The organism is Candidatus Saganbacteria bacterium (assembly GCA_026387835.1).
Taxonomy (GTDB): Bacteria; Margulisbacteria; WOR-1; order JAKLHX01; family JAKLHX01; genus JAPLKZ01.
The window spans coordinates 125126-140061 of record JAPLKZ010000011.1; the positions used below are offsets into that span (position 1 = coordinate 125126).

Annotated in this window: 10 protein-coding genes; 8 read left to right on the top strand and 2 right to left on the bottom strand. The window is 48.5% G+C overall.

Going from position 1 to position 14936, the window contains the following annotated elements; genetic code table 11:
- Positions 1–133: 133 nt before the first annotated feature.
- On the bottom strand, positions 134–403 hold the full coding sequence (locus NTZ10_06410; protein ID MCX5749854.1) for a hypothetical protein: 270 nt from the start codon (positions 401–403) through the stop codon (positions 134–136).
- A gap of 4 nt (positions 404–407) precedes the next feature.
- Between NTZ10_06410 and NTZ10_06415 the strand changes: the two genes are divergently transcribed.
- The 6 genes from NTZ10_06415 (at position 408) to hisD (ending at position 6665) form a co-directional block, all read left to right on the top strand.
- Positions 408–839: a hypothetical protein gene (locus NTZ10_06415; protein ID MCX5749855.1), complete on the top strand. Its 432-nt coding sequence runs from the start codon at positions 408–410 to the stop codon at positions 837–839.
- Positions 840–971: 132 nt separating this feature from the next.
- Positions 972–2126, top strand: a complete 1155-nt coding sequence (locus NTZ10_06420; GenBank protein ID MCX5749856.1) for a peptidoglycan DD-metalloendopeptidase family protein — start codon at positions 972–974, stop codon at positions 2124–2126.
- Positions 2123–3373: a S41 family peptidase gene (locus NTZ10_06425; GenBank protein MCX5749857.1), complete on the top strand. Its 1251-nt coding sequence runs from the start codon at positions 2123–2125 to the stop codon at positions 3371–3373. Before NTZ10_06420 ends, NTZ10_06425 begins: the two co-directional genes overlap by 4 nt.
- The gene (locus tag NTZ10_06430) at positions 3370–4428 is read left to right on the top strand and encodes a bifunctional phosphoglucose/phosphomannose isomerase (GenBank protein MCX5749858.1); all 1059 of its coding nucleotides are present in this window, start codon (positions 3370–3372) and stop codon (positions 4426–4428) included. Before NTZ10_06425 ends, NTZ10_06430 begins: the two co-directional genes overlap by 4 nt.
- Positions 4429–5490, top strand: coding sequence for an NDP-sugar synthase (locus NTZ10_06435; protein MCX5749859.1), 1062 nt, complete (start codon positions 4429–4431; stop codon positions 5488–5490).
- Entirely contained in the window at positions 5487–6665 is a 1179-nt protein-coding gene (gene hisD / locus NTZ10_06440; protein ID MCX5749860.1) for a histidinol dehydrogenase, read from the top strand. Before NTZ10_06435 ends, hisD begins: the two co-directional genes overlap by 4 nt.
- On the opposite strand, the gene NTZ10_06445 is transcribed toward hisD, so the two are convergent.
- Positions 6658–7344 (bottom strand): histidinol phosphate phosphatase domain-containing protein, encoded by a 687-nt coding sequence (locus tag NTZ10_06445; GenBank protein MCX5749861.1) that lies wholly within the window; start codon positions 7342–7344, stop codon positions 6658–6660. The two genes, hisD and NTZ10_06445, sit on opposite strands and share 8 nt — an antisense overlap.
- Positions 7345–7467: 123 nt before the next feature.
- On the opposite strand from NTZ10_06445, the gene rlmD reads away from it, so the two are divergent.
- Both rlmD and NTZ10_06455 read left to right on the top strand, forming a co-directional pair.
- A complete protein-coding gene (rlmD, locus tag NTZ10_06450; protein ID MCX5749862.1) occupies positions 7468–8853 on the top strand; it encodes a 23S rRNA (uracil(1939)-C(5))-methyltransferase RlmD in 1386 nt (461 codons plus the stop codon).
- 366 nt (positions 8854–9219) lie between these two features.
- Positions 9220–14936: hypothetical protein (locus NTZ10_06455; protein MCX5749863.1), on the top strand; the 5717-nt coding region annotated here is incomplete at its 3' end.

Genomic DNA, 14936 nt, shown 5'->3' on the forward strand with positions numbered 1-14936 from the left:
AAGTGATAAAATGTATATATAGTTTGGTGGTTATAAAAGGAGGTGAAAAAACTCTCCGGTTGCCATCAGATGTGCGTTCTGCCATTTTTTAGTAAAGTTCAAGAGGGAACTAGGATACTCTTAAATATTTGGATCATGGCGGGGCCAAAAAATTTAAAAACCGGAAAGCAAACCAAATGAAGAAATTAATAGCATTAGTATTAGCGGCATCTTTGATCGCGAGCTTGTCAGCATCTTCAATGGCGGCAGTTGCAAAGAAAAAGGTAGCTGTCAAAAAACCGGCGAAGAAAGTTGTAAAGCCAATAAAGAAAGCGGCCCCCAAAAAAGCACCGGTAACCCCGTGGGTACCGCCAGCACCAGCACCAGTAGCTCCAGCACCGGCACCGGCTGTATCAGCCGGCATGGGAATGAGCTTGGGTGTTAACGTAGGCGTATCTGCAGGTCTTACGGCGATAACGGGCGTGCTCGATTATTCGATAGCGAGCATGATCCCAGGCGCGAAGGTGAGAATAGGCGGAGATTATCTTACAGGAAGCAATCTTAATGACACAAACCTGAAGGTAGTCACGCTGAAATTGGGCGGCGTTTACGCGCTCGATATGCTCAAATCATCGGCTGTGCCGATCGATTGGTACATCGGAGGCGCGGTATCCGTGCCTGTGAAGGTCAGTGGTTCAATGACAGGTTCATACGGGCTTGAAGCCTATTTAGGCGGAAACTATATGATCCCTGACTTTGGCACGATCAACGGACAGGTAGGTTACTCGGCACTTAAGTACGGCGGAGAAGGAGCTGCGAAAGGCGTGTTAGCATCAGTAGGCTACGCTTACTCGTTCTAATAGCCTGAGTTTTTGGAGTTTTATAGGGCCCTTGAAAAGTTTCGAGGGCCTTATTTTTTGCCGATACAGACGTGTTTGAAAAGCTCTTTGGCTTGTGATATTATTTTTTTATTATCCGACCGGGAAGGAATGATGCGCAGCTTAAAAATATTATTGTTCTTATGTGTCCTTTTATTTATTTTTACAGGCAGCGCATTATGCGCGGCCGCAGACCCAAAGGACGAGCTTAAAGACAAGCAGAAGGAACTGAACAGGATATACCAGGAACTGCTTATAAATAAAAGGAAGCTTGAGTCCACGAAAGAAAAGGAAAGGGACGTTGTCGAGCGCCTGGTCATAATAAACCGGGAGCTGAAAAAAACAAAGGGACAGCTGGGCAGGGCGCAGTACCAGATACAAAAGAACGAATCAAGGCTCGGTTACCTGAAAGTCTCGCTTGAGGAAGCAAAAAGAAAGCTTGATGAAAGAAACGGCTATTTAAAAAACAGGATCCGGGAGATCTATAAGAACGGGGGCATCAATTATCTGGATATGCTTGTGTCTTCGGATACGCTGGCAGATTTCATAAACAGGACATATTTTTTTGAAAAAGTGATCGGCAGGGATGCCGGCATAGTGAACGAAATAACGACCGAGCATACAAAAATAAAGACCGATAAGACAGAGCTCGAGGGGGTCACGGCTGATATAAAAAAACTGGCGCAGTACATCGGCAATAAAAAACAGAACATAGAAAAACAGGCGGAAGAAAAAAAAGAACTTCACAAGGAGCTGGAGCAGCAAAGGATAGAGTACGAAAAAAAAGTGGCGGTTTTGGAGGAGACCTCGAACCAGATAGAACAGTTGATCAGGAAGATGATAGCTGAGCGGGCGATCAGAGGCGGGGTCTCCCCGCACGGGACAGGCAACTTTATCTGGCCGGTGCGAGGCAGGATAACCTCACCTTTCGGATACAGGAGGAGCCCGTTCTGGAGGATGTCGCACATGCACACGGGCCTTGATATCGCAACATCTTACGGGACGCCCATACAGGCGGCTGACGGAGGCGAAGTCATATTTTCCGGATGGTGGGACGGGTACGGGAAAGCTGTTATCATTGATCATGGCAAGGGGATATCAACGGTCTATGCTCATATGTCTAGAATATACATACAGAAAGGTCAGACAGTAATGAAAGGACAAGTCGTGGGATTAATAGGGTCTACAGGTTATTCAACGGGACCGCATCTTCATTTTGAGGTCCGCAAAAACGGTACTCCGACAAATCCAATAAGGTGGCTGCCTTGAAGTCAAAAATAAATAATAAAATAAAATATTTTTCCGCGTCATTGATCGTTGTTATCTTGTTCTGCTTTTTGACCCCCCGGATAGTCAAAGCCGCCGACGACCTTAATTCAAAACTCCAGGTGTTCATTCAGGTGCTTGAGATAGTTAAGAGCGATTATGTGGATAAGAACGTAGACGATCAAAAACTGATATACGGGGCGATAAAAGGCATGCTCGAGTCCCTTGATGACCCGTACACCCGTTTCATGGAACCCACATCATTTAAAGAGATGAAAATGCGCATGAACGGATCATATTCGGGAATAGGGATCTACATCGGTATCAGGAACAAGATCATCACTGTCATATCTCCGATCGACGGTACGCCCGCCGCAAAAGCGGGCTTGATGGCGGGCGACCAGATAGTCGCTGTCGAAGGAAAACCGACAAAAGATCAGGCGCTTGAGGAAGTCGTGAGCAAGATACGCGGACCAAAGGGTACTGCAGTTAAGATCGGGATACTGAGGTCCGGATGGAAAGCGCCTAAAGATTTCATGCTTGTGCGGGATAAGATCGTCGTAAAGAGCGTTGAAAAAAAGATCTTTAATGATACAGTCGGTTATATTAAATTAAATACTTTCGAAGACCTTTCCGCGGCCAAAGAAATGAGGAAAGCGATAAATGAACTTAAAGATAAAAAGATCGAAGGTCTCATCCTGGACGTGCGCGGCAACGGAGGAGGTCTTTTGTCAAATGCGGCGGAAATATCGAGCATGTTCCTGCCAAAGGACGCTGTTATAGTCTATACTGTCGACAGGAACGGGGAGAAAGAGGGCATAAGATCGTCCGGAGAACTGTTGTGGAACGGACCTATGGTAGTGCTGATCAACGAAGGAAGCGCGAGCGCGTCGGAGATACTCGCGGGTGCGCTCAGGGATAACAATACCGCACAGCTGATAGGCTACCATTCTTTCGGGAAAGCGTCAGTCCAGAGCGTAAGACAGCTGCCTGACGGATCAGCAGCGCTAATAACAATCGCAAAATATCTCACCCCGAGCGGGCATGACATCTCTAAAAAGGGCATCATCCCTGATATCATCGTCAAGACGGGAAAAGAAAGCGAATCAAAGACCGACATGTCCACGGAAGAGGCGGAGTTCATCCCGGTAGAAAAGCGCGACGAGAAAGATGTGCAGCTGAAAAAAGCGCTCGAGGTCATAAAACAGAAGATCAAAGAATCGTCAGAGGAGAAAAAAGCATCCGAATGAATACTTTAGATGATCCGAAAAAGTTCAGAAAGACCGATAAAAGTGACATGGCCGGTTTGGTCGGCCGGTTTCCCGAGATGATGGAAGACGCGTTAAAGATCAGCCCCCAAGGGTCTTTGACCATCCAAGAAGGCATTAAAAATATCGTGATAGCGGGGATGGGCGGTTCGGCGATAAGCGGCGATATCACCGCAAAACTTCTCGAAGATAAGGCCGATATCCCCGTAAGCGTGATAAGGAATTACGACCTGCCGGAATATGCCGGCCCCTCAAGCCTGGTGTTCGTCCTGAGCTATTCGGGAAACACCGAGGAGACGCTTTCCGCTTTCGAACAGGCCTCTAAAAAAAAGGCATCCATAATCTCGGTCACGTCGGGAGGCGCCCTCAAGGAAAGATCAGCTTCAAATAAAATCCCTATGTTCCTGATCCCGTCCGGGCTTCCCCCGAGGGCATCGATGCCTTATCTTCTGGTGCCCGTGCTCAGGGCTCTTAGCATTTGCAAAATGATGCCGGATATAGATCCTCAGATCGAAGAAGCCGTCTCGGTGCTTAAGGCGATGCGTTCAAAGCTTGACACGGGGAATGTATTTGAAAAGAACCCGGCAAAACAGGCCGCGTCTAAGCTCAAGGGAAAGTTCCCTCTCATATTCGGCACTCCTTCGGGCAGCGGAGTCTCCGCGTTCAGATGGAAAACGCAGCTTTCGGAAAACTCAAAGACCACCTCGGTCTGCAACACTTTCCCGGAACTGGACCATAACGAGATAGTCAATCTCGGAGAACTGAAAAAAGGTAAAAATAATTATTGCCTTGTCCTGCTGAGAAACGGAGCTGACAGCGAGAGGATGGTCCTGAGGATAAATGCCACAAAAAATATTGTTTCAAAAGGCATCGATGAGATCATCGAGGTCCCGTCCGAAGGGGACGGCCGGCTTTCAAGGATGCTTTCGCTGTGTTACTTCGGCGACTGGGTAAGCGTTTATCTCGCGGTCCTCAACGGGACCGATCCAACGCCGGTCCATTCGATAGACAGGTTAAAGAAGGAGCTTTCGGCATAGATGAAAGCAATAATAATCGCCGGAGGGCTCGGCACGCGGCTCAGGCCGCTCACTTATAACAGGCCCAAACCGATGGTCCCGGTGATGAACAAGCCTTTCATCGTCCACCAGATCGAGCTGTTGAAAAAATTCGGCATCACCGAAATAATACTCAACCTCCATTATCTTTCAGACAACATGGCGTTGATGCTCGGTGACGGGGCCGATCTCGGCGTAAAATTATTTTATTCTATCGAAAAAAATCCGCTCGGTACGGCCGGAGCAGTCAAGAACGCAGAGGAATATCTAGACAAAGACGACATAGTCGTCTTTAACGGCGACGTCCTCGCGGATTTTAACATCGCGGAAATAATCGCTTTTCACAAAGAAAAAAAAGCAAAGGTGACGCTGACCCTAACCTCCGTCGAAGACCCCACGCCTTTCGGGCTCGTCCTGGCCGATGAGAGCGGCAGGGTCACTAAGTTCGTTGAAAAACCGAGCTGGCAGATGGTGACGGCAAAGACAATAAATGCCGGGCTTTATGTGATGAACCCCTCGGTATTCAAGTCCGTGCCGAAAGGCAGGCCGTATTCTTTCGAGAGGGAGCTTTTCCCGAAGCTTCTTGACAGCGGCGAAAAAGTCTATGCCGTTGTCTCAAAAGACTACTGGCTCGATATCGGAAGCCCGCAGAAGTACATGCAGGCCCACAGGGACATCCTGAACGGAGATATCCATGTGGTCATAGACGGAGAAAGGGTCGGCGGCAATATCTGGATAGCGCACGGCTCTGTAATCGACCCGTCGGCAAAGCTCCACGGGCCTTTGATGGTGGGGAAAAACGCGAACATATCAAGCAATGCCAGGTTGAACCAGTTTTCCGTCATCGGAGAGAACGTCAGGATACTCGAGGGAGCTTATGTGGAAGATTCGGTGATACTCAGGAATTCGATAATCGGCAAAGACGTCAAACTCAAAGATTGTATAATAGGTGAGAACTGCATAATCGAGGATTTTGCGGAGGTCGGCATGGGAGTCGTCCTGGCGGATTATTCCATCGTAAAAAAAGGGTCAAAGCTGGCATGAAAAAAGAAGAAGCGGCCGTAAAAAAGATAATCGCCGATGTCGAATTGACGGGCGACAAAGCGCTGGTGAAATATGCTAAAAAATTCGACAAAGTCAGCCTTTTACCTGAAGATTTCAGAGTGACGGCAGGAGAGATCGACGAGGCTTACAAAAATGCCGGCAGGGAATTCTTATCCGCGATAAAGACCGCGGAAAAAAATATCAGGGCTTACCACGAGAAGCAAAAACCTTCGCAGTGGTTCGAAACAACGGCTGATGACGCGATCTTAGGCCTGCGCTCTATCCCGCTGGAGAGCGCGGGGATATATGTTCCCGGTGGCAGAGCGGCTTATCCTTCCTCGGTCCTGATGAACGCGATACCCGCCCGGATTGCCGGCGTCAAAAGGATCGCCATGGTCACGCCGTGCGGAAAAGACAAAAAAATAAATATCCATGTGCTGGCCGCGGCGAAACTTATGGGAATAAGCGAGATATACAGGATCGGAGGCGCCCATGCGATAGCGGCCCTGGCTTTCGGGACAAAAAGCATACCGAAAGTCGATAAGATAGTCGGCCCGGGAAACATCTATGTGACGCTTGCGAAGAAACTTCTGTACGGTACCGTCGGCATAGACAAGCTCGCGGGGCCGAGCGATGTCGTCATCATAGCTGACGGGAGCGCGGACGTAAGGTTTGTCGCGGCGGACATGGCCTCGCAGATAGAGCACGACCCGATGTCGTCGGCGGTGCTGATAACCCTGTCAAAAGAGACCGAGAGGGATGTAAAACATCAGTTAAAAAAACTCGGTGCCGTTAAAGGATCAAAATTCATCATCGCGAAAGACCTTGACGAGGCCGCGCGGTTCTCTAATAAGATCGCTCCGGAGCATCTGGAACTGATGGTAGCGGTACCGCAGAAGCTTCTTGAAAAAATAAAGAACGCGGGCGCCGTCTTTTTAGGCCCGTTCTCTCCTGTCGCGGTCGGGGATTATATCGCCGGGCCCAACCACGTGCTTCCGACGGGAGGCAGCGCGCGGTTCTCATCCCCTCTCTCGGCCGGCGATTTTGTGAAGCAGCAGAGCGTGATAGGTTATACAAAGTCCGCTCTCAGCAGGGCCAGGAAAGATATAAAGGTCCTCGCGGGCGTCGAAGGATTAAAGGCTCACGCGGCTTCCGTCGAGATCAGGTTCAAATAAACTTTCTTTTTATCCTGTTGAGGAGTTCAAGGGGATTGTCTTTTACCGCTTTTATCGCTTCCGCGTCATCAAGCCCGCTCTCTTTGGCGATATCGAACGCTTTTTCCTGTGTCAGAAAATCATCCGGGCCGTGGGCGTCGGTATTCACCAGAAGTTTTGCTCCGGCCTTAAGTGCCATGTTCGCGACATGCCTGTTCGTCTCTTTATGAGCGGGTTTTGAGGAAAGCTCAAGGCAGACATTGTTCTTAGCGGCGAGAATCGCGTCCTCCTCGGTAATATACCCGGGGTGCGCGAGAATATCTATGATGTCATATTCACTGACCGCGGCGTGATTGGTGCCTTTCATGACCGGCTCGGACGGAGTTTCCCCGTGGCAGACGATCAGCCTCGCGCCAAGCGTCCTTGCGTATTGCGCGAAACCGACAACTAATCTCGGGTCCACATGGGTGATCTCGATCCCGGGGATGAAATCTATATCAAGCAGTCCCGCCTGTTTTTCGGTGAAGCGCAGAAGCTTTGAGATCACGGATTCCACGTTCGAATAATCGACATGGTCCGTTATCGCGAGCGCCTGAAACCCGAGATTTGAGGCATAGCGCGCGGCTTCGCTAGGAAGCAGCATCCCGTCGCTCAAAAGCGAGTGGGTATGGAGATCTATACGTTTGCCGAGGTCTTTCATTTCAAGAAAATGATAACATATAATAGAGTAATAAGACCAGCCCTCACCCTTCCCTCTCCCAGCCCTTCGGCAGGCTCAGGGCGAGAGGGAGAGGGTAGGGGTGAGGGTTAGAAAGATATATTCATGGAAGAAAACGAAATTATCAGGTTAAAAATAGATTCCTTCTCATCGGACGCCAGCGGCGTGGCGCGTCTGAACGGGATAGCGGTCTTTGTGGAAGAAGGTGTCCCGGGAGACGAAGTGGAAGCGGAGATAACCGTTCTGAAAAAAAATTATGCCAAAGCAAAGACCTTAAAGATAATAAAATCCTCGAGCGACAGGACCGAACCCCCGTGCAGGTATTTCCACCTCTGCGGCGCGTGCCAGATGCAGCACATAAAATACCCGGCTCAGCTGAAATATAAGACTCAGATAGTAAAGGACAATATAAAAAAAATAGGAGGATCGCCTCCGGAAATAGTCGCGGACGCGACAGGAGCCGAAAATTTATGGGGATACAGGAATAAGATGCAATACCCTGTCCGCCAGAGGCGGATAAGTCAAAAGTCAAATGATATTGATGTCGGATATTACAAAAAAGGGACACATGAGGTGGTTGATATTGATGAGTGCATCGTGCTGCATCCGTTCTTAAATAAGATCGCTTCAGCCGCAAGAAAAGCGATAAAAGATTTTCGCGTACCTGTATACGATGAGGACAGGGGCAGGGGGCTTGTGAGGCACATACTTGCAAGGGCGGGATTCAGGACAAGGGAAGCGCTTCTCTGTTTCATCATCAACGGCGATGAAATGCCGGGAGGGAAAAATATCGCGAAAGCGATGCTGGACGACCTTGACCGGAAGGAAAACGAATTCAAACTGAAAGGGATCGTTCTGAATTCTAATAACAGGCGGACAAATGTGATACTCGGCGAAAAGACGCGGCAGGTCTGGGGAACGGACAGGATCAAAGAAGACCTCGGCAGCCTGAGGTTCAATATTTCCGCGGCGTCTTTCTTCCAGATAAATCCGGCGCAAACGGAAGTGCTCTATAATACCGTGAAAGAGTTCGCCTCATTGACGGGAATAGAATCAGTGATAGACGTCTACTCCGGGACAGGTTCAATATCTCTTTGGCTCGCGAAAGACGCGAAAGAAGTCTACGGCATAGAGGAAGCGGAAAGCGCCGTCGGGAACGCGAAAGAAAATGCAGGGATAAACAACATCAAAAATGTTTTCTTTAAATGCGGGGAGGCGGGGAGGACGCTTAAGATGTTCAAAGAAGCGGGGTTCAAGCCCGATTTGGTAGTTTTAGACCCGCCAAGGTCCGGATGCTGCAATACCGTCCTTGAAAGCGTCAAAAATATGTCCCCTAAAAAATTGATCTACGTGTCCTGCGATCCCGCGACGCTTTCAAGGGACCTGAAAATATTGAACGACAGGTACGAGGTCAAAAGGATACAGCCTGTCGACATGTTCCCGCAGACGGTGCACATCGAGTGCGTGGCGCAGCTGCAGAAGAAAAATTGACCGGAACCCCACATTTTTTCTTTATATACTGGCAAAATCTATCAAAAAACATATTGACTTCATATAGTTTTCACGTATAATCAAAATATACTGGTTTATATATCAGCAAAATACTAGGAGTTTTGCTTGAAAAACGATCCGCAGAATAAAGATCACGAGAATTATCAAATTCCGAGAGCTCTAGAATATTTATTCAATATAAATAGATATATCAGTGGATTTTCTTTCTCAAAAGCGGTTTTCTTCACTATCATCTTATTAAATATATTAATAAACAGCCTGTATGCTTCACAAAATATATCAAAGACTGTTGATTATATCCTAACAAACTTCAAGAAAACGGAAATAGCGGCTAGGTTATCACATGTGAAGGAAGATTCCTTTGTAAAAAAAGGTAAAGTATTCACATACAACACAAAACATGGATATCTCGGTTCGTCACAAAGTGAAAACACGTTAAAGCCGGCGGAAAAGCAGGCGCTTGAAGCGCTGGCAAAAAGGGACGGGGCGGGAACAGACGCAGGAACAGAATACACCGTCAACAAAAGATATTTAGGCGGTTATACCATACAAAAAGACGGTAAGAGTATCTCGATAAAACCCGCCAACTTAATAAACAATCCAAACACTGTGCTTGAAGGCGGCAATCTCGTTTATAAAAACGTTCAAAGACAGACGGACGTGATCTATGTGCCGGGTCCTGAAGGATTTGAAGAAGTCTATCTGATAAAGAAGGACAGCGGGCAAAGGATCATAAGGGAGATCAAATCCTCAACAGGAAAAGCTGCTGTTGGTGAAAAAGGACAGATATCAATTTGCGGGATGACATTGACAAGTCCGGTGATATTTGACGCTAAAGGAAAAAGGGTCGAAGGAAGATTTGAGAAAGTAAAAGGGCAAGATAACAGGTTCGAGATATCGTTTAACAAAACAGGTCTTGAATACCCGATACTGATAGACCCGACATGGAGAAGCGCGAATAGTTTAAGTACAGCAAGATATTATCATAGTGCAACGCTTCTTCCCAACGGCAAAGTGCTTGTGGCGGGAGGAACCGGCGCAGGAGCTTCCTGTGAAATATTTGATCCGGCAACAGGAGCATGGACAAGTACAGGAAATTTAACTTTTTCAAGAGGGGATCACACAGCAACGCTTCTTCCCAACGGTAAAGTTCTTGCGGCAGGGGGATGGGGATATGGTGTCGGGCATGTACTATCTTTCTGCGAGGTATATGATCCGGCGACAGGGGCCTGGGCAAGCACCGGAGGTCTAAACACGGCAAGATATGTCCATACGACCACGCTTCTTCCCAACGGTAAAGTACTTGTGACGGGAGGGTCAACAGGAAGCTCAATGATAAGCTCCTGTGAGCTGTATGATCCGACAACAGAGAGCTGGTCGATCACGGGGAATTTAGGGACAGCGAGAGATGAGCACACTGCAACGCTTCTTTCAAACGGGAAGGTGCTTGTGGCGGGCGGAAATAACGGAGGTACATTATTTTCCTGTGAAGTATATGATCCTGCGGCAGGGACCTGGTCAGGCACAGGAAGTCTGATAACTGCAAGATTTCGCTTCTCAGCTACATTCCTGCCGAATGGTAAAGTGCTTGCGGCCGGCGGGCTAACAGATTCTGTATACCTAACTTCATGTGAGGTATATGATCAATCGACAGGGACATGGTCAAGTACAGGGACTTTAAGCGTGGCAAGGTCCGGACACTCAGCAACGCTTCTTCCAGACGGTAAAGTTCTAGTAACTGGCGGACAAACAACAGGAGCAGGCAGGTTATCCTCGTGTGAATTGTTTGATCCGGCGTTAGGTACATGGTCAAGTGCAGGAAGTTTAAGTGCGGCAAGAACCGACCACACTGCAACTCTTTTGCCTAACGGGAAAGTATTTATCGTGGCGGGATTAGATGTCGGTATTTTAAATTCCTGTGAATTCTATGACCCGGCACTCGGGACCTGGGCAGGCACGGGAAACTTGGCCAGTGGAAGGGAAATCCACGCGGCAACGCTCCTGCCCAACGGGCAAGTACTTGTGATGGGGGGATATAGCGGAAGTTATAAGTCCTCCTGTGAATTATATACCCCGACACTCGAGACTTGGGCAGGTACGGGAGGTATGGCTAATACAAGAGGTTATTTCACGGCAACACTTCTGGCCAACGGAAAAGTCCTTGTGGCGGGCGGGTTGAATACAGTTGCCGGTTTTTTAAATTCCTGTGAATTATATGACCCGTCAAAAGGGACCTGGGCAGGCACGGGAAATTTAGGCACGGCAAGATATAATCACACAGCAACGCTGCTGGCCAACGGAAAAGTCCTTGTGGCGGGCGGGATAAATACTAATAAGCTTACTTCCTGTGAAGTATATGACCCGTCAACAGGTTTGTGGACAAGCACGGGGAGTTTAGGCACGGCAAGATATAATCACACGGCAACACTGCTTCCCAGCGGAAAAGTCCTTGTGGCTGGAGGTGTAACAACGCTTACCTCCTGTGAAGTATATGATCCGACAGCAGGTACGTGGGCAGGCACAGGGGTTTTAGGAACTGGAAGACAGAGTCACACGGCAACACTACTTACCAACGGAAAAGTCCTTGTGGCGGGGGGAGATAACGGGGCCATCCCTTCTTATATCTCCTGTGAATTATATGACCCGACGGCAGGGACCTGGGCAGGCACGGGGCCTTTAAGCACGGGAAGAGTTAATCACACGGCAACGCTTCTACCCGACGGAAAAGTCCTTGTAGCGGGGGGATATGATGGCGGTTCATTTTTTACTTCCTGTGAAGTGTATGATCCGTCAACAGCTACATGGACGAGCGCAGGAAGTTTAGGCACGGCAAGATATAATCACACGGCAACACTACTTACCAACGGAAAGGTCCTTATGGAAGGCGGGGCAGGTTCAGATTTTTATGCTTCCTGTGAATTAGCAAGATACACGGAATATGATTACACAGCATACTCCAACATGCAGCCGGTCATTTCTACAGTTGGAGGTTCGTCCGCGTTTCCGGTAAGAGTTGCACCTAATGCGGCTTACACTATAACCGGTACGGGGTTCAAAGGGATCTCGGAATCCTCCGGAGGATCGTATCTGACTTCACCGACGAATTATCCGAGATTGTACTTGCAGTTTGCCGATTCAGGAGGGAATTCTTTTCAAGGACCTTCCGGGAATCTTCTTGACAAAACAGAAACAGTGTATCCGATGATATCCTCGAAATGGCAGAACGCGGATACTTCAATATCGTTCACAACGCCCAGCGATCTGCCGGAGGGATATTATCTTTTGACCGTAAATGCAAACGCAGTCCCGTCGGATTCAAAACTCGTATATTATTCAACGAGTTCCGGGTCGAACACAAAGACAGTCACCACGGAAGTGATAGGTTCAAACGGTACGATAGATGCGTACGGAACGGTTGAAGTGGCAAGCGGGTCTGTCAATACATTCACTGTCACGGCGAACACCGGGTATTACATAAGGGACGTGAAAATAGATAACATTTCAACGACTGACGCGCTGAGCACGTCATATGCGTATACATTTGAAGCCGTCACTACCGATCACACGATACAGGCGTCATTTGAAGTAAGCGGGATAAGGGTCTGGGACGGAGGAAGTACGACAAGTTGCAGCTGGAACGATCCGCTTAACTGGACCGGTAACACGACGCCGGATGCTTCGACCAGCGCGTCATTTGACGCGACAAGCACGAAGGTCTGCACGATAGGAGCGGACGCGACAGTGAAAGATATTTATATCACAGCCGTTTACACCGGCAATATCTCTCAGGAAGCGAACCTGACGATAAACGGGACATACGAACAAACGGGAACTGCCAGGTTTATATGCGTATCTCCCGATACGCCGCGCACCTTCACCTGCGAAAGTTTCAGCATACCTGATACTGCAGGCACATTCATGCGGTTCACGGGAGCGGGGACGGACGCAGTCCCGTACATGATCTATGACGTGTTTGGGCTGCAGGCCATGAAGCAGTATTTGAATGATTCAAATATCAATTTCAAATTGAACGGAACAATAGAAGCATCGGTGACTTCAAACTGGAACAGCGGGCAGGGGTGGATTCCGGTAGGTAATGACCCTAATTATTTCCAAGGCAAGTTCAACGGCAACAACAAGACAATAAACGGACTGTACATAAACAGTCCTTCTACTAATAATGTTGGTCTATTCGGAAATTGTTCCGGAGAGGCGGTGATACAGGATGTTGGAATGACCGGCGTGAGCGTGACGGGGCAAGAATATACAGGTGCTCTGGCGGGGTATATCACATTATCAACTATAAGCAACAGCTATATAATGGGTAATGTTACAGCAACATCAACAAATAATGGCGGCCTAGTGGGAATCGCCTTTAGTTCTTCAATAAATAATTGCTATATGACGGGTAGTATGACTGGGGCTGGTATGCGGACAGGCGGTCTGGTGGGAACTAGTTCTAATTCCATTATCTCAAACTGCTATGCGACGGGATCTGTGAGCGGATCTACAATTGTAGGCGGTCTGGTTGGATTAGCGATGAGTTCTGCCCAGACCTTAAACTGCTATTCGACAGGACAAATAACATGCACAGGTTTGTATGTGGGTGGTCTAGTAGGGGAGAGCATGGCAACAATCAGCAACAGCTATGCAACGCAGAATGTGGGAGAAGGTACTTATCATGGGGGACTTACCGGACGAGATTTTGGCACCACAATAGAAAGCAGCTATTATTGCGGTTCTCCAAACAATGGTATTGGCACTCAGGTCACTCCCGCACAACTGAAACAAAAGTCCACATTCTCAGGCTGGGACTTCAGGAATACCTGGCTGATAGACGAGAACAAAAACTATCCGTACCATACATGGGAAGCCTGGAATACATATCCCGGATCCTGGACAACATTGAACAGCTGGAAGAAAAATCTGATAGTCCAGTCAGATTATCCAAGGACTAACAACGACAAAGTATTCATAAGCACCGGAGACGCTTCAGTAACGGTGCCGTCAGTGCCAGCACTCGGAGGCCTGCATCTCGGTACAGGGGCGGGAACGGTGACGCTCGGTGGTGACCTGACTCTTGACAATGCCGGCACCAGAGAAGGAAGCCTTGCGATATACGGTGGGACATTGACCACCGAAAGCTACACGATAAGTATTGACGGCAACTTCACGCACTCAGGCGGGACATTCGTGCAGACATCAGGCACGATCTCGTTTGAATCAACGACGCCGTCATCAATAGAAGGCAACACCACATTCCATAACTTCAAGTGTGTGATACCAAACAAGCCGCTTACCTTCGAGGCGGGATCAATAACGACAATAGACGCAACAGGAGCTTTCACATTGACAGGCACGAGCGGGAACAGGATATCTCTAAGGAGCTCGTCATCACCGGCCACGTGGGAGATAGACCCGATAGGCACGAGAAGCGTAAGTTATGTGGACGTGAAGGATTCGAATAACATAAGCACAGAGGTGATAAACCCGACGAATTCATTGAACAGCGGTAACACCACCAACTGGTTCACTGCTTGCACGATAACTTCCGAGGTCATAGGAGCGGGCAACGGTACGATAGACCCGTCCGGGGTAGCGGCAGTCGAATACGGGACATCAAAGACATATGTTGTTTCAGCGAACACCGGGTATTACATAAGGGACGTGAAAATAGATAACATTTCAACGACTGACGCGCTGAGCACGTCATATGCGTATACATTTGAAGCCGTCACTACCGATCACACAATACAGGCATCGTTTGAAGTAAGCGGGATAAGGGTCTGGGACGGAGGCGGAACGACCCGTAACTGGAGAGACCCGCTGAACTGGACAGGGAACACGACGCCTGAAATCACAGCAATCGTCACATTCGATGCGACAAACACAAAAGTCTGCACGATAGACGCGGGGACAGGAAGCGTGGAAAGTATCTACATCACGACAGGTTACACCGGCAATATCTCGCAGGAAGCTAACCTGACCATATACGGGACATACGAACAAGCTGGGACTGCCAGATTCATCTGCGCAGATCCTTCGAATAAAACTTTTACCTG